The sequence below is a fragment of the Listeria grandensis genome, from assembly GCF_014322885.1.
GTDB lineage: Bacteria > Bacillota > Bacilli > Lactobacillales > Listeriaceae > Listeria_A > Listeria_A grandensis.
Map to the genome: position 1 here is coordinate 201,462 of NZ_JAASUG010000005.1, position 14,985 is coordinate 216,446.

Here is a 14,985-nt window from a genome sequence, read left to right on the forward strand (position 1 = left end):
AACGATAAAAATATGATTGAAAACAATATATATATGTTGTATAATGAAGTTGTAGATGTTAATGAAGCCATTATAATAAAATATGATATTTCAAGTGAAGAAAATCTCAGTAAAGGGATGATTACAATGAAAAAAATAAAGCTTTGGATGGGTCCAATATTAATTTTTATAGGAATCGTATGTTTAGGAATTTCAGCTATGGTAGGTAGCACGATAGATGCAAATGGCTTTGTTAGCGAACCAGCATTCTTCTTAATCCCAGTGAGCTATGTATTCTTTTCTGTAGGAATTATTGCAACTATTTTCTTTTCCGCGAAAGCATTCATTAAAAAACAATCCCATTAACGCAGGTACCATTGAATAGGCATGTTTGATATACCAAGAGTAGACGTAAACGCGATCTATGAAGGGAGGCATCAGACATGTCTTTTTCTTTTTTTAATGGTATGCTTTTAGAGAGATAGTGCAATACAATCAGAAAAGGTGGTAGTAAAGGTGGCTTTCTTTAAAAAAATTCCTTCGATAACTGTGGTTGAATTGGCTGATAAAATGGGAGAAAAGCCGGTGATTGTTGATGTTCGGGAGCGCTTTGAGTATGCAAGCGATCATATCGAAGGTTCGCAAAATGTGCCACTAACAAAATTAAAGACGTTTGATTATGAGGGTCCTATTTATATCATTTGTCACTCAGGGGCACGTAGCAAACTAGCAACACAATATCTATACAAAAGAGGCTATGATGTGACAAATGTAAAGGGCGGTCTGATGAAGTGGAACTCCATGGTTTCTCGTAAAAATTGATCCATTATAGGAAATAGAAAGGATACTGTACACACGTTTTTCTGTGTCAGTATCCTTTTTTATCTATTTTTTATTCACTACAATATGCTCCAGTTCTCCCGACGCAAAATCAACGGTAAAGGCTTGTCCGAAGCCAATCACGTAGCGACCAGCTTGTGGGGTTAGCTCGAAAATCGACATGTCAATGGTTCGCAGTAAACGGATGAGTGATGTACCATGGATCGCTTCCATTTTTGCGAAGAGGGGCTCGAGGTTGTCGTTTCCGATATTTTTCGCTTGGCATCGCAGGTAAAGGCGCTCGCGGGCAAATAGGTTTTTCGTATTCGCTTCATCGGCGAGCATCATGATTTGAATGGTCTCATTTTGCTCGATAAAGTCGTAGTGCTCGGCGATAGCGCTAATGTAAATGTAGAGTTTGCCTTCATGCTTCACGAAAGGTGCATAGCTTATGAATGGATGACCATCCGAATCCTGTGAACTAATCACGATCGTTTTACGGCTTTCCAAAAAATCGTCATAACGTGATTTTACCTGATCCATTTTCACTGTTGCTACCATGTTTATCCAACCTTTCTTATTCTGTTATATATCTTTAGCGCGCATCAAGTATAGAAAATACGGCGCGCCGACAATGGCCATGATGATTCCGGCAGGGATGTCGAGCGGTGCAAAAAGAGAGCGACCAATCGTGTCTGCGGCAAGCAAAACCAAAGCGCCCAGCACCATACTCATCGGGATTAAGCGCCAATAATTGGAGCCGACTAAAAAGCGCGCCATGTGCGGTACGATTAGGCCGACGAATCCGAGCAAGCCAACGACAGAAACCGAGATAGCAGCAAGGTACACAGCGATAATCGATAAAATAATTCGCGTCTGATTCATCTTTTCACCAAGATTGACCGCGATATCGTCGCCGAGGCTTAGAATATTCGCTTTTCGAATGAAGAAAATCGCGCAAATCCAACCGATAATCGAGTATGGCAACAGGAGTCCCACGTCGCCCATCCCTTTTGCAGCGAGGCTTCCGTTCATCCATTGCACGACAGCGGGCAGACGATCGCTGTATAGAATCGAAAGCAGACCAATGATTCCACCCATAATCGCGTTGACGGCAACACCTGACAGAATAATTCGCATTGGTGAGATTGTGCCATTTTTCCAAGCGAGCGCATAAACAATGACGACAGCAACGAGCCCACCAATCATACCTGCAAGCGGCGCGAAACTACCTAAGTTCGGAAAAAGCAATACGATCATCAAAACGGTCACCGCGGCCCCGCTAGAAACCCCGGTCAAACCAGGATCGGCCAATGGATTCCGCATTACCGCCTGCAAAAATGCCCCAGAAACCGCCAAATTTGTGCCGACAATCACAGCAATGAGTACCCGCGGAATTCGCAAATTCCACAAAATTGTCTGAGACAGCTCAGCGCCTTCACCAAATAAAGTACGGATACTTTCCATCGGAGCAATGTGAATACTCCCAACGCCTACAGCTATAATCATTGAGACAACAAGCAGTATCGAAGTTGTCCCAATGAGAAACCAGCTTTTTTGCTTTCGTTCCATCTTATTTGTAAAGGATGTCTTTCAGCTGTTCTAGACCAGTCGCTGCGTTTGCAAGCGATGCATAGCCGAAAATATCATAATCGAGCGCCTGAACTTTGTCGTTTTTGAAGGCATTTAATTTCTCCCACGCGCCATTTTTTTTCACATCTGTTTTGAATTGCGTCAGAGCAGCGTTCGCATCGCCGTGTGATACAAGGAAAATCGCATCTGGGTTTGCGGCAGTCACATCTTCCATATTTAATGGTACATAAGATTCATCGGTTTTCATCGTTTCAGTGATGATGTTTTTAGCTTTCACCGTCTTTACGAGGCTGCCGACATATGTTGTGTCATTCATCAGCATGAACGAACTGCCGGTTCCGAATAAAATCATCACTTTGGGCGCGGTTTTAGCTGAGATGGAGTCAACGATTTTATCCTCATTTTTTTGTAGTTGGGTGAGGTATGTAGTGGCTGCTTTTTCTTTATCGAATGCCTTGCCGAGAACCTCAAGAGATACTTTTAGATCTGGATAAGAATCGGTTGGTAAGTACGCGCCTTTTAAGTTAATTTGGCTGATTTTTTTGTCGATGCTGTTTTTTATGGACTCAGAACCGATGACTAAATCGGGATTCAGGCTGGCGATTTTCTCAACGTCAGGCTCCACTGCGGAACCGATTTTTGGAATACTCGCAAAATTATCAGGAAGTTTGTGCGTGGTGCTCGGAATTCCAACGGGCGTGATTCTCAGTATATCAAGCATTTCTGTTACAGAAACAGAAGTTGCGACAACGTTTTTTGCTGGTTCAGCTGGAAATTGTGCGGAAAGTGTCTGGATTTTTGTAGTTTCAGAGTTAGACTTCGTTGGCGTACTCGTGTTGCCGTGCCCTGATGTCTTGACCTCTGCCTTCGTTGTTTCATCTGCGGTGCCACATCCAGCAAGTGCTAACGCCGAGACGGTTACTAAACTAAATACAATTCTTTTTATCATTTCATGAAACCCCCTTCAGTTATAATTGATAATGATAATCGTTATCAATTAATTGGAGTATACCAAATTTGGTTTTGTTTGGCAAGACGGATTCGGATTTCTTTTCTGGAATGTCCTTGCTAATTATATCGAGCCGTGATATATTATAATTATCAAATACATCGAGGTGTGATATATTTATGGATGAAAAATTAGTCAAAACTTACGTCCCGATGACGGAGACCGCGTTTTATATTTTGCTATCCTTGGTTCAACCAAAACATGGTTATGCAATTACAGATAGCGTCAAAAAGATGACGAAGGACCGGATTATTTTAGGACCAGGAACGATTTACGGCAGTTTGTCAAAAATGAAGAAAGACCAGTTAATCACAATTATTCAAGAAGAAAGCAATCGGAAAATCTATCAAATCACAAACCTGGGCAAAGAAGTCCTCGAGGTGGAGAAAAAACGCATCGAGGAGTTGTATCAAAATTCGAGGGGAGGAAAATAAACATGGTGAAGAAAGTAATGAAGTTTATTACGGTGGACAATGTGGAGAAAGAAGAGGCATTTTTAGAAGAAATGGCCAATCAGGGATGGTTTTTCACGAAATATGCCTTTCCTCATTATCATTTTGAAAAAGGGGCACCAGGGGCGTATTCGTATTGTATTGATTATAAAGAAACGACTGGGGATGAAGAGGAGTATTTGGTGCTTTTTAAGGATGCAGGCTGGGAAAATGTGTTCTCGTATCCGATTTTTAAGGGGAAATGGATGTATTTTAGAAAGCGCGTGCAAGAAGGTGGCGGGAGAGAAGTGATTTTTACGGATAACGACTCGATGGTGGGGTTGCTTAAGAGGGTAAGGTCGAACTGGACGCGGTTTGGAGCTATTTTTTCAGTGCTATTGGTTGTATTAGGTACGCTATATATGAGTGTCTTTTCATACCCTTTTTTGGGCATTATTATCCTATTCGTTGCGCTGGTGATTATTGCCCTTTACGGGAAAATGTATATTAATATTACGAAAAAAATCAGGATGAATCGTGAGGTCTAAGCGCGAATTATTGCAAGGAAGAAGATTTTTAAAATGATAAAAGACACGTTAACCCGTTTTGTAACAACAGGTTTAACGTGTCTCTCAGCATTATCAGTTTTTATTGACGAATCATATAATCAAATGCGCCGAGTGCAGCTGTGGCACCTGAGCCCATCGAGATAATGATTTGTTTATAAGCGCTGTCTGTACAGTCTCCAGCGGCAAATATGCCAGGAACGTTTGTCTCGCCATGTTTATTGACAATAATTTCACCGATTTGGTTTCGCTCTACATCATTTCCAAGCCATTCTGTGTTCGGAGCTAGACCAATCAAGATGAATACGCCTTCCACATCGAGATGAACTTCTTCATTTGTTTCACGGTTCACATATGTGATGCCATTTACCTTGTCTTGCCCCGTAATTTCTTTTGTCTGCACATTCTTCAAAACAGTGACGTTCGGCAGGGAATAAAGACGCTTCTGCAAAACGTTATCGGCTTTTAGTTCAGGCATAAATTCGAGGACAGTGACATGTTTTACGAGACCAGCGAGATCAATCGCAGCTTCGATACCAGAGTTACCTCCGCCAACGACAGCGACATTCTTCCCTTCAAAAAGTGGGCCATCGCAGTGTGGGCAATATGCAACGCCTTTATTTTTGAACTCCTGCTCACCAGGAACGCCAATATTGCGCCATCTTGCACCAGTCGAGATAATCGCGGTTTTAGTCGTTAATACAGCGCCGTTTTCGAGTGTGACTTCCACGCTTTCGTTCTTCTGAATACTTTTTGCGCGTACTTGTTTCATCACATCAACGCCATATTCGTTCACGTGTTCTTCAATCTGTGCTATCAGTTTTGGACCTTCTGTGTATTTTGTTCCAATCACGTTTTCGATGCTTAACGTTTCTAAAACCTGACCTCCGAAAGTGTCTGCTACAATACCAGTTCGAATACCTTTGCGAGCGGCGTAGATTGCTGCACTGGCACCTGCTGGACCGCCACCAATCACGAGGACATCGAACGGTTCTTTATCTTCAAATTCGGAAGCATCGGCTACACCTACTATTTTGGTGATAATTTGTTCGATTGTCATCCGACCACTTCCAAATAGCGAGTGATTGTCAAAAATCGTCGGAACTGCCATGATGTTTTTTGCTTCCACTTCGTCTTTGAACATGCTACCTTCAATCATTGTATGTGAAATATTTGGATTCAGCACACTCATGATATTCAGCGCCTGCACGATATCTGGACAGTTGTGACATGTTAAGCTGACATAAGTCTCAAAATGATGTGGCTTGTTGATTTTTTTGATTTGCGCCGTGATATCATCATTGATTTTCGGCGGGCGACCACTTACTTGTAGCAATGCCAAAATAAGTGAGGTAAATTCATGACCTAGTGGAATCCCAGCAAAAACAATACCGTAATCTTCGTTTTCCCGTTCCACGCTAAAGCTCGGCGTTCTTGAAAGCGAGCCGTGTTCTAAACGAATCTTTGGGGACATATCTACTATTTCACTAACAAATTCAAGTAACTTTTGCGAGTTTTCATCTGTTGCGACACTTACTTTTAGGACAATATCTTGTTCCAGTAAATCCAGATAGCCCGCAAGTTGTTCCTTGATTTCTTTATCTAAAGCCATGCTTAAATTTTACCTACTAAGTCTAGACTCGGTTTTAGCGTATCCGTGCCTTCTTTCCATTTTGCAGGACAAACTTCACCTGGATTGTTTCGCACATATTGTGCAGCGCGGATTTTATCAATTAAAGCACTGGCGTCGCGACCAATACCGTCTGCATTAATTTCAATTGTTTGAACAATACCATCTGGATCAATGATGAACGTGCCACGATTTGCTAAACCTTCCTCTTCATCTAAAACGTCAAAAATTCGCGAGATCTTATGGGTAGGATCGCCAATCATTATATATTCGATTTTGCCAATGGCTTCTGACGCATCGTGCCATGCTTTATGCGTAAAGTGTGTGTCCGTTGAAACAGAATAAACTTCTACACCTAGGTCTTGCAATACTTTATATTGATCTTGCAAATCCTCTAATTCAGTTGGGCAAACAAATGTAAAGTCGGCTGGGTAAAAGCAAACGACACTCCATTTTCCTTTGAAATCCTCAGATGAAACATCAATAAATTCACCTTGGTGGAAAGCTTTTGCAGCAAACTCTTCTATCTCTCTTCCAATTAACGACATCTATAATTCCTCCTTAAACACTTTTTTATGTGAAATATCACACTTAGAATTATCAACTTATTTTAGACGATTGTCAATAGTTATTTATAATGTTTATTATTTAAAAGGAAGTATAAAATGGGGGAACATGTTCGAATCACTGTAAATTATTTCATATCAACGAATTTGATCTGTTGGTATGAACTTATTTTTTTAATAATTCTTTTTATCAATTGATATATAATTTTCTCAGTTATTTACAGAATATTATTTTAGTGATAGCTCTTGATAAGGAATTTGCGAATGCTCATTGTCATGACAAATAAAGGCTATTATAGATAGGAATGCGAGGAGGGATAGACATGGCTACAATTACAGTTCGTGTATCAGATATAGAAAAGCAATTTCTGGATGATATGGCGAAATTTGAAGGGAAGAGTTTGTCAGATTTACTGAAAACGACAACGCTTGAATCGTTAGAAGATGAGTATGACGCTCGTGTGGCTGACTATGCATATGAAGAATATTTAAAACAGGCTAAATCATGCCCGTTATCAGATCTTATGTCGGAGTACGGATTGGGAGATAATGAATGAGCCATCATGTCAGGACAACTTCTCGATTTGAAAAACAGCTATCCAAATTAGATAGACACGCTGGTCACACTATTTTAAAGTGGTTATCAAAGCACGTTGATGGCACAGAAAATCCGCAAGCAAGCGGAAAAGCTTTAGTAGGAAACTATGATGGTCATTGGAGATTATCGCGTCATTTGTAGGATTGAGGAAGATCAAGCAAATCTATAAAAAATAGAAAGACCCTTGATGTTTTTATCATCAAGGGTCTTTTCTATATCACCATATGTACGCATTTTTCTACTACACACGAAAAGTTGTGGCCGCCCTTTTCTATAGAAGAAAGCGGGATATGGAGTGTTATTGGTGTCTTGTATGTTGAGGATTGCAATCAATTTTCTGGAATATTCCTGTTTCTGGATTTTGAGATGGTAAGCTGTTAGTAGATCAAGCGAAACAAATAAATCGCAAAACAGGAGAGGAAGTATTTTATGAAGAAAAGTAAAAGTTGGATCACATTATTCGTATTAAGCCTAACACTCGTATTGGTTGTCGCTGGATGTGGAACTGCCTCCACCGCAAACGATCTTGGGAAAACAAGAACAGCAAATGACCTAGAAATAACAGTGACAAGCGTTAACACTTTAAATAGCCAAAATGATAATAAACAACTTGCAAAAATAGATTTTAGAATTGAAAACGTCGGTGCAGATGAATCAGGTGCCGGAGCAGGCGACTTCGTAATTGAAACGAAAGATGGCAAAAAGCATTCCGTAGATGGCCTAAGCGCTAATAACTTCGGTGACGCGATTCCTGCAGGAAAGACATTAAAAGGCTCTGGTTACTATGAAGTACCAGCAGGTGAAGAAAAAGTAACATTGCATTACAAACCAGTAGTGGAATCGACAGACGAAACGGCAACGTGGACAATCATACTTCCGGAAAAATAAGAGATTAAACTGAGAGGCGGAATTTTAAATAATGAAAATTACAGTAGTAGGTCTAGGATATATCGGCTTACCGACCGCGATCTTATTCGCGAAATACGGAAATACGGTAACAGGAGTAGATTTATCACCAGTGATGACAGAAAACTTGAACGCAGGCTTCATTCACATCGAAGAACCAGGTTTAGAGGATGATTTACAAGAAGCGTTAGCTTTGAACAAATTCCATGCTAGTACGACCCCAGTGAGCGCAGATGCATATATCATCGCAGTACCAACCCCTAACAAAGATGATGAGTACAAATCATGCGATACGTCATATGTCGAATCCGCGCTAACAAGTATTCTTTCACTTTTGAAGAAAAACGATACGATTATTGTTGAGTCAACGATCGCACCGAGAACGATGGCAGATGTCGTCCAACCACTAATCGAAAAACAAGGATTCACAGTCGGAGCAGACATTTTCTTAGCACACTGTCCAGAACGTGTATTGCCAGGTAATATCATGCACGAACTAGTTCACAATCCACGTATCATTGGTGGGATTACGGAGCAATGTACTGAAAAAGCAGCGGCGGTATACGGCGAATTTGTTGAAGGCGAGATCATTAAAGCGCAAGCCGGTGAAGCCGAACTTAGTAAGCTCATGGAAAATACCTACCGTGACCTCAATATTGCCCTTGCAAACGAGCTTGCAAAAATTAGTAACCATCTTGAGATCGATGCCCTACGAGTGATTGAAATGGCAAACAAACATCCCCGTGTAAATCTACATCAACCTGGCCCAGGCGTTGGTGGACACTGTCTAGCAGTTGATCCATATTTCGTCATCGCGGCCGCCCCAGAACAATCTCCCCTTATGCAAACAGCCCGTGCAGTCAATAATAGTATGCCCGAATATGTTGTCCAAAACGTAAAAGCCATCATGGAACAACGTGAAGGTAATACCGTAACACTTTTCGGACTAACATATAAAGGAAACATCGATGACATCCGTGAAAGTCCCGCGATGGAAATCAAAGAATTGCTCATAGAAGAAGGTTTTGATATTAAATGTTTCGACCCGCACGTGATTTCGGCCCCGCTCACTGGCGAAGAAGCATGTGAAGATAGCTCACTAATCGTCGTATTAAGCGATCACAATGAATTCCGTACAATTCCAACTACCTACACAGATAAAATGCGTGATGCGATCGTTTTCGACCCGAAAAATATGGTTCAAAATGTCGGTGAGCAAGTCGTCTATACCAATTACGGCAACCTGCACAAAGTCATAAAGAACGCGGTGCCATATCAATTCAGTTAAGGACGTGAATGTCAATGGAAAAAACTGATTTTAAATTTGCAGAACAGGTATTAAATTACCGAGAATCCCACGAAAAACCCCTCCACGATAAAGTATGGCGCATTTTTGACCTCATCGCAGCCATAATTGCCCTCGTGATCTCTTTCCCAGTTTTCCTCGTAATTTCAGTAATGATCAAGCTAGAAAACTGGAAAGCCCCGATTTTCTTCAAACAAGAACGTGTCGGCAAAGACGGAAAAACCTTCTATATGTATAAATTCCGCTCCATGTACGTTGATGCAGAAGCCCAGCTCGCGAAACTCCAAGCACAGAACGAAATGGACGGGCACATGTTCAAAATGAAAGACGACCCCCGCATCACCTCCGTCGGCAAATGGATTCGTAAAACGAGTCTCGACGAATTCCCCCAGTTCATCAATATTTTAAAAGGCGATATGTCCTTCGTTGGACCGCGCCCACCTCTAACGACAGAATATGCTAGCTACACGAACTATGATAAGAAACGCCTACTTGTCACGCCTGGATGCACTGGGTTATGGCAGGTCAGCGGCAGAAACAACCTGAGTTTTAAAGAGATGGTTGAACTTGACCTCGAGTATATTGAAACGAGAACGATTCGCTTCAATATCAAGATATTACTGATGACTTTCAAGGAATTTACAAGCAAAGGAAATGGGATGTAACAAGCAGTGTCTAGAAAATTGATTTTCCTGAGTAACTTTTCGGAATAATCCAGTTTTCGTGAAAAAATTTGATAAAGTATATGTAAGGCAAAGATAATAAACGAATAAGGCGGTGAGTAAGATGTGAAGCCTAGTAGCAATCTCAATCTTAATAACTGTAGCCATGGATTCCCCGACAGAACATCCCCTTCATTTATTTCGTACTAATAATAATAAAAAAACTAATTTATAAGAAAAATTCTTATAACAAAGGAGAAATATAAAACATGCAGAAAAAAACAACGCCAGTAAACGTATTATCAACTAAAAAGGTGAAAAAAGCCTTAGTCGCAACACTAGCAACAGTAACGGTTTTATCACAAATGTTAACAGTCTATCCAACAACAAGCGCAGCAGCAGAAGGCTCCGAAATTGGAACAACAGAAGCGCCAACACGAGTAGGTGATTTCGCAACATTAAAACAAATCATTGAGCAAGATAATGGCATTACAAATATCGAATTAACAGCAGACATCACGATGACAGCAGGAATTCAGATCAACAACAAGAAAACAGAACTTACAATTAATGGTAACGGTTATACGTTAACAGAAAGTAAAGCATCGATAAACGCAGCTAACATGACAATCTTTGCTTACACAGGATCAGCTATGAAAACAATGAATGTAAAAAACCTGACGATTCGCGGTTCCCATTACTACTCACCATTCACAGTATATGATGGTGTCAAAGGTGTAGTACAAAATTTTGAAAACATCGATTATGTAGGACCACAATTTGTCTACAATATCAATGGATTTGTTAACTTCACAGGGAAGAACAAAATTGTAAACGGACAAGGCGTTGATAAATTAGGAACGCTAAATGAGCTTGTTCAAGCAGGTGGAGTTACCATCGACGGAGAATTCATCGGTGAGCATAATACGACAGCAACATATGCTTTCGCTTTATACGGTGCAAACCCATATTTCATCATTAAAGATGGTGCAAAAGTAGATGTCGCAGCAAATGGTGGAGAATTCCTCTATGCACCAGCTAACACAGCAAACTTTGTTGTAGGTAAAAGTGCAACATTCAACCTTAACACGCTTCGTGAGTTATTCCCATACGCAATGGCTAACGTAACATTCGATACTAGCTCTACAACAACGATTAATCGTACAGACGTATCAGCTGCCGCACTAATATCAGTAGGGCAAACTTTAAATATAAATCCAAACGCAAGCCTAGTAGCGAAACAAGCAGCAGGAGCACCAGCAGCAGCGCACATCTTCCGTACAACAGCAGCAAACGCAGTAATCAACATCAATGATCCACGTAAATTAGACCTAGATGCAAACGGAACTGGCGCTAACCGTGTATTCTCCGCTTACGGCAAAACAACAATTAACTTCAAAGGCCTATCAGAAATCGGCGTATTTAAGCCAACAAACAAAACAGAAACACCAGACCTATCATGGCAAGATGCAACATTCCAAGTTATTCAAGCATCTGCACAAGCTGGAATCGTACAAGTAGGCGCTGTTTCATCTACTGGCGACATCCAAACTAAATTCGTATTAGCAGACGCGAAACGTATTACAACAACAGGAACAGTTGAAGTTGCACAAAAAGCAGTAAGCGAACTTTTCACAAATAATGATCCAGCGACAGACACAATCAAAGATACAACAACACAAGCAAAAATTGACGCAGCACAAAAATTAGTCGATGCAGTAACAGATACAGTAGAAAAAACAGCATTACAAAAAGACCTAGACCGCGCACAAGAACTATTAAATGAACGTAACGCAGCAAGCACAGATAAAGAACGTCAAGCAGCAGCACAAAAAGCAGTAAACGAACTATTCACAAACGACCAACCATCAACAGACACAATCAAAGATACAACAACACAAGCATCTATTGACGACGCACAAGGATTAATCGACTTAGTAGTAGATCCAACTGTAAAAGCAGCACTACAAAAAGATCTAGACCGTGCGCAAGAACTTTTAGATGCACGTAATGCAGCAAATGCAGCAGAAAAAGCACGTCAAGAAGCAGCATTAAAAGCAGTAAACGAATTGTTTAACAGCGACAAACCATCAACAGACGCAATTAAAGACATCACGAACCAAGACGCAATCGACGCAGCACAAAAATTAGTAGACGCAGTAACAGATCCAACAGTAAAAGCACAATTACAAAAAGATCTAGACCGCGCACAAGAATTGTTAGATGCACGTAACGCAGAACTAGCAGCAGAAAAAGCACGTCAAGAAGCAGCGTTAAAAGCAGTAAACGAATTGTTTAACAACGACCAACCATCAACAGACGCAATCAAAGACATCACGAACCAAGGCGCAATCGATGCAGCACAAAAATTAGTAGACGCAGTAACAGATGAGGCAGTAAAAGCAGCACTACAAAAAGATCTAGACCGCGCTCAAGAATTACTAGATGCACGTAACGCAGCAGCGTCATCAGAGCAAGAACGTCAAGAAGCAGCGAAAAAAGCAGTAGACGAGCTATTCACTAGCGATAAACCATCAACAGACACAATCAAAGATACAACAACACAAGCTTCAATCAATGCAGCACAAAAACTAGTAAACGTAGTAACAGATCCAACAGTAAAAGCTGAATTACAAAAAGATCTAGACCGTGCGCAAGAACTTTTAGATGCACGTAATGCAGCAGAAGCAGCAGAGAAAGCACGCCAAGAAGCAGCACAAAAAGCAGTAAATGAATTGTTCAACAGCAACAACCCATCAACAGACGCAATCAAAGGATCAACAACACAAGAAAAAATTGATGCAGCGCAAGCCTTAGTCAACAAAGTAACAGATCCAACAGTAAAAGCACAATTACAAAAAGATCTAGACCGTGCACAAGAACTTTTAGACGCTAAAAATGCAGAAAAAGCACGTCAAGAAGCAGCACGCAAAGCAGTCAACGAGTTGTTCACGAACGACACACCATCATCAAACGAAATCAAAGATCCAACAATTCAACCATCTATTGATGCAGCTCAAAAAATCATTGACACAGTAACAGATCCAACAGTAAAAGCACAACTACAAAGAGATCTAGACCAAGCACAACAACTATTAGACATGCGTTCATCAACAGTCGGAACAATTACACCAGCTGACTTCCTAATCGGTGGCGACAAATATGTAACAGGAACATTCACAGGTAGCGTAGCTAAAGTTTCCCTACTCGTGAACGACAAAGAATACACTGGCGGAACAGTAAAAGCAGACGGCACATTCACATTCTATGCCAACGACAAAAACATCAAGAAAACAGACGCGGTATTCGCAGTAGCGTATGATAAATACGGAAAAGAACTATCAAGAACAAAAGTGAAATTCGTAGTCGTAACAGCAGGTAAAATCACACCAGCAACATACAACCTAGCATCAGATAAAAACATCACAGGAACGTATACGGAAGACGTAGCAAAAGTAACAGTAACAGTTGGCGATAAAGTGTACAAAGGCGGAACAGTAGCAAACGGCGAATTCACATTCTACGCTTTTGACAAAATCAAGAACGCGACAGACGTTGTAACGATCCATGCATACGATTCAGTTGGTAAATTGCTAGACACGAAAACACTAAAAGTAGTAACAGGCGTACCAGTCGTAACAAAAGGTAGCATTACACCACTTGAAATGGCAGTACCAGGCGACAAAAACATCACAGGAACCTATACAGATGACGTACACTATGTCGTAGTAACAGTAAACGGTACAGACTACAAAGGTGGAACATTTGCAGACGGTGAATTCAAGTTCTACGCATTTGATAAGATTACAAGCGCAAGCGATGTAGTAACAATGAAGGCTTTCGACAAAGCAGGTAAACTACTAGATACGAAAACAATTAAACTTGTAGGGCCAGTAGCAGAAAACGTAATTAAAGGTGCAATTACTCCGAACGCACTAGTACTTGGAACAGATAAGAACATCACAGGAACATATTCAGGTGAAGTGAAATCAGTACAAGTAACAGTAAATGGCGCAGTCTATAAAGGTGGAACATTCACAGATGGCGAATTCAAGTTCTACTCTTTCGACAAAGTTAAATCTGTAACTGACGAAGTTATCATCACAGCACTAGATAAAGCAGGTAACGTGTTAGATACGAAAACAGTACAAGTAACAGCTAAATAATAGTTGGAAATAAAGTGAAAAGCGTCAGCCCAAAAGGGTTGGCGTTTTTTCATAGTTGTTCTTACTAATAGAAATGTCAGAGCAATAGTGAGCATAGATTGTTTATTTGGAAAGCGCTATTTATTATGCTACAATATGGGCATAGTACATTTTTCATGTATGTAGGTAGCGCTTTAAATCCCTTTTAGTTGCTACCGCGCTCTCTCTATGTACAATTTTGTATATAGCTGAAGATGCCTATCACCGTGTGTATACGGTGATAGGCATCTTCTTTTTATAGAGCGGGATAGAGTAAACGTCTAGCGTATGGCTTTATTTATTTCTCCGGAGTAGGTAAACTGCTACTCCGCTCAAAGAAAGACCACCTAATAGTAGAAGGATATCTAATGATGATTCTCCGGTTTTAGGTAAAACTTTTTGAATATTTGATCGTAAAAGTAACAGGTGTTTGGTCTAATTAGTATCCAGATGGAGCTTTTGTTACTAAATCAATTTGAATAACGATGCTATTCACATCTTGTAATTCAAATTCAGCACCGGCTAGTACTTTTTTAGACACGCGATGTTCCACTGAGCGGATTCCCTTTAATTGATTGATGGCAGTTAAATTCACTGTTGTTGCTTGTCCCAAAGTGACGGTGAAATCGATTGGTGTTGGATCTAGGATATAGCTGTCTGGAGTTTTCACTACAAGTGGAATAATATTGGGTATAGCGACATTCCCCAATAGAAAACACCGCCTAAAGACTCCCTG

The 14,985-nt window shown here is 40.6% G+C and carries 16 protein-coding genes; 9 read left to right on the top strand and 7 right to left on the bottom strand.

From position 1 onward, the window contains the following. Positions 1 to 12: 12 nt before the first annotated feature. Both HCJ54_RS08870 and HCJ54_RS08875 read left to right on the top strand, forming a co-directional pair. A complete protein-coding gene (locus HCJ54_RS08870; protein WP_187137384.1) occupies positions 13 to 345 on the top strand; it encodes a DUF3955 domain-containing protein in 333 nt (110 codons plus the stop codon). A gap of 150 nt (positions 346 to 495) precedes the next feature. Then, complete coding sequence (locus tag HCJ54_RS08875; protein ID WP_342354457.1) at positions 496 to 801, top strand: rhodanese-like domain-containing protein; 306 nt, start codon at positions 496 to 498, stop codon at positions 799 to 801. Positions 802 to 864: 63 nt separating this feature from the next. Here HCJ54_RS08875 and HCJ54_RS08880 read toward each other — a convergent pair whose 3' ends face one another. Genes HCJ54_RS08880 through HCJ54_RS08890 form a run of 3 tightly spaced genes read right to left on the bottom strand, consistent with a single transcriptional unit; the run spans position 865 to position 3,340 of the window. Beyond that, positions 865 to 1,359, bottom strand: coding sequence for a HugZ family pyridoxamine 5'-phosphate oxidase (locus tag HCJ54_RS08880; RefSeq protein WP_187137385.1), 495 nt, complete (start codon positions 1,357 to 1,359; stop codon positions 865 to 867). A 24-nt stretch (positions 1,360 to 1,383) separates the two neighbouring features. Beyond that, complete coding sequence (locus HCJ54_RS08885) at positions 1,384 to 2,370, bottom strand: FecCD family ABC transporter permease (protein WP_187137386.1); 987 nt, start codon at positions 2,368 to 2,370, stop codon at positions 1,384 to 1,386. A 1-nt stretch (position 2,371) separates the two neighbouring features. Continuing rightward, positions 2,372 to 3,340 (bottom strand): ABC transporter substrate-binding protein, encoded by a 969-nt coding sequence (locus HCJ54_RS08890; RefSeq protein WP_222712994.1) that lies wholly within the window; start codon positions 3,338 to 3,340, stop codon positions 2,372 to 2,374. A 179-nt stretch (positions 3,341 to 3,519) separates the two neighbouring features. On the opposite strand from HCJ54_RS08890, the gene HCJ54_RS08895 reads away from it, so the two are divergent. Both HCJ54_RS08895 and HCJ54_RS08900 read left to right on the top strand, forming a co-directional pair. Next, entirely contained in the window at positions 3,520 to 3,834 is a 315-nt protein-coding gene (locus HCJ54_RS08895) for a PadR family transcriptional regulator (RefSeq protein WP_187137387.1), read from the top strand. A 2-nt stretch (positions 3,835 to 3,836) separates the two neighbouring features. Further along, positions 3,837 to 4,379, top strand: a complete 543-nt coding sequence (locus tag HCJ54_RS08900) for a DUF2812 domain-containing protein (RefSeq protein ID WP_187137388.1) — start codon at positions 3,837 to 3,839, stop codon at positions 4,377 to 4,379. A 100-nt stretch (positions 4,380 to 4,479) separates the two neighbouring features. Here HCJ54_RS08900 and ahpF read toward each other — a convergent pair whose 3' ends face one another. Both ahpF and ahpC read right to left on the bottom strand, forming a co-directional pair. Beyond that, positions 4,480 to 6,009 carry an alkyl hydroperoxide reductase subunit F gene (ahpF, locus tag HCJ54_RS08905; RefSeq protein WP_187137389.1) on the bottom strand — a complete coding sequence of 510 codons (1,530 nt, stop codon included), beginning with the start codon at positions 6,007 to 6,009 and terminating at the stop codon, positions 4,480 to 4,482. Between the two features lie 2 nt (positions 6,010 to 6,011). Continuing rightward, the gene (gene ahpC / locus HCJ54_RS08910; protein WP_185527386.1) at positions 6,012 to 6,575 is read right to left on the bottom strand and encodes an alkyl hydroperoxide reductase subunit C; all 564 of its coding nucleotides are present in this window, start codon (positions 6,573 to 6,575) and stop codon (positions 6,012 to 6,014) included. Positions 6,576 to 6,916: 341 nt separating this feature from the next. Between ahpC and relB the strand changes: the two genes are divergently transcribed. The 5 genes from relB to HCJ54_RS08935 all read left to right on the top strand — a co-directional run bounded on the left by relB (position 6,917) and on the right by HCJ54_RS08935 (position 14,231). Then, complete coding sequence (gene relB, locus HCJ54_RS08915; RefSeq protein ID WP_187137390.1) at positions 6,917 to 7,150, top strand: type II toxin-antitoxin system RelB family antitoxin; 234 nt, start codon at positions 6,917 to 6,919, stop codon at positions 7,148 to 7,150. 470 nt (positions 7,151 to 7,620) lie between these two features. Continuing rightward, entirely contained in the window at positions 7,621 to 8,079 is a 459-nt protein-coding gene (locus tag HCJ54_RS08920) for a DUF4352 domain-containing protein (RefSeq protein ID WP_051998693.1), read from the top strand. Between the two features lie 31 nt (positions 8,080 to 8,110). After that, complete coding sequence (locus HCJ54_RS08925) at positions 8,111 to 9,385, top strand: nucleotide sugar dehydrogenase (protein WP_187137391.1); 1,275 nt, start codon at positions 8,111 to 8,113, stop codon at positions 9,383 to 9,385. An 8-nt stretch (positions 9,386 to 9,393) separates the two neighbouring features. Next, a complete protein-coding gene (locus tag HCJ54_RS08930; RefSeq protein ID WP_036068462.1) occupies positions 9,394 to 10,068 on the top strand; it encodes a sugar transferase in 675 nt (224 codons plus the stop codon). A 266-nt stretch (positions 10,069 to 10,334) separates the two neighbouring features. Next, the gene (locus HCJ54_RS08935; RefSeq protein ID WP_187137392.1) at positions 10,335 to 14,231 is read left to right on the top strand and encodes an immunoglobulin-like domain-containing protein; all 3,897 of its coding nucleotides are present in this window, start codon (positions 10,335 to 10,337) and stop codon (positions 14,229 to 14,231) included. Between the two features lie 312 nt (positions 14,232 to 14,543). Here the strand turns inward: HCJ54_RS08935 and HCJ54_RS15700 are convergent, their stop codons facing one another. Both HCJ54_RS15700 and HCJ54_RS08945 read right to left on the bottom strand, forming a co-directional pair. Further along, positions 14,544 to 14,675, bottom strand: coding sequence for an LPXTG cell wall anchor domain-containing protein (locus tag HCJ54_RS15700; RefSeq protein ID WP_187137428.1), 132 nt, complete (start codon positions 14,673 to 14,675; stop codon positions 14,544 to 14,546). 13 nt (positions 14,676 to 14,688) lie between these two features. Then, positions 14,689 to 14,958, bottom strand: a complete 270-nt coding sequence (locus tag HCJ54_RS08945) for a hypothetical protein (protein WP_187137393.1) — start codon at positions 14,956 to 14,958, stop codon at positions 14,689 to 14,691. Positions 14,959 to 14,985: the final 27 nt, after the last annotated feature.

Excerpts from the sequence above, each read along its gene's own strand:
- HCJ54_RS08900 (WP_187137388.1), top strand. The coding sequence starts at position 3,837 with ATGGTGAAGAAAGTAATGAAGTTTATTACGGTGGACAATGTGGAGAAA.
- relB (WP_187137390.1), top strand. The coding sequence starts at position 6,917 with ATGGCTACAATTACAGTTCGTGTATCAGATATAGAAAAGCAATTTCTG.
- HCJ54_RS08885 (WP_187137386.1), bottom strand. The coding sequence starts at position 2,370 with ATGGAACGAAAGCAAAAAAGCTGGTTTCTCATTGGGACAACTTCGATA.
- ahpF (WP_187137389.1), bottom strand. The coding sequence starts at position 6,009 with ATGGCTTTAGATAAAGAAATCAAGGAACAACTTGCGGGCTATCTGGAT.
- HCJ54_RS08890 (WP_222712994.1), bottom strand. The coding sequence starts at position 3,340 with ATGATAAAAAGAATTGTATTTAGTTTAGTAACCGTCTCGGCGTTAGCA.
- HCJ54_RS08925 (WP_187137391.1), top strand. The coding sequence starts at position 8,111 with ATGAAAATTACAGTAGTAGGTCTAGGATATATCGGCTTACCGACCGCG.
- HCJ54_RS08870 (WP_187137384.1), top strand. The coding sequence starts at position 13 with ATGATTGAAAACAATATATATATGTTGTATAATGAAGTTGTAGATGTT.
- HCJ54_RS08880 (WP_187137385.1), bottom strand. The coding sequence starts at position 1,359 with ATGGTAGCAACAGTGAAAATGGATCAGGTAAAATCACGTTATGACGAT.
- HCJ54_RS08935 (WP_187137392.1), top strand. The coding sequence starts at position 10,335 with ATGCAGAAAAAAACAACGCCAGTAAACGTATTATCAACTAAAAAGGTG.
- HCJ54_RS08895 (WP_187137387.1), top strand. The coding sequence starts at position 3,520 with ATGGATGAAAAATTAGTCAAAACTTACGTCCCGATGACGGAGACCGCG.
- HCJ54_RS08930 (WP_036068462.1), top strand. The coding sequence starts at position 9,394 with ATGTCAATGGAAAAAACTGATTTTAAATTTGCAGAACAGGTATTAAAT.
- ahpC (WP_185527386.1), bottom strand. The coding sequence starts at position 6,575 with ATGTCGTTAATTGGAAGAGAGATAGAAGAGTTTGCTGCAAAAGCTTTC.
- HCJ54_RS08920 (WP_051998693.1), top strand. The coding sequence starts at position 7,621 with ATGAAGAAAAGTAAAAGTTGGATCACATTATTCGTATTAAGCCTAACA.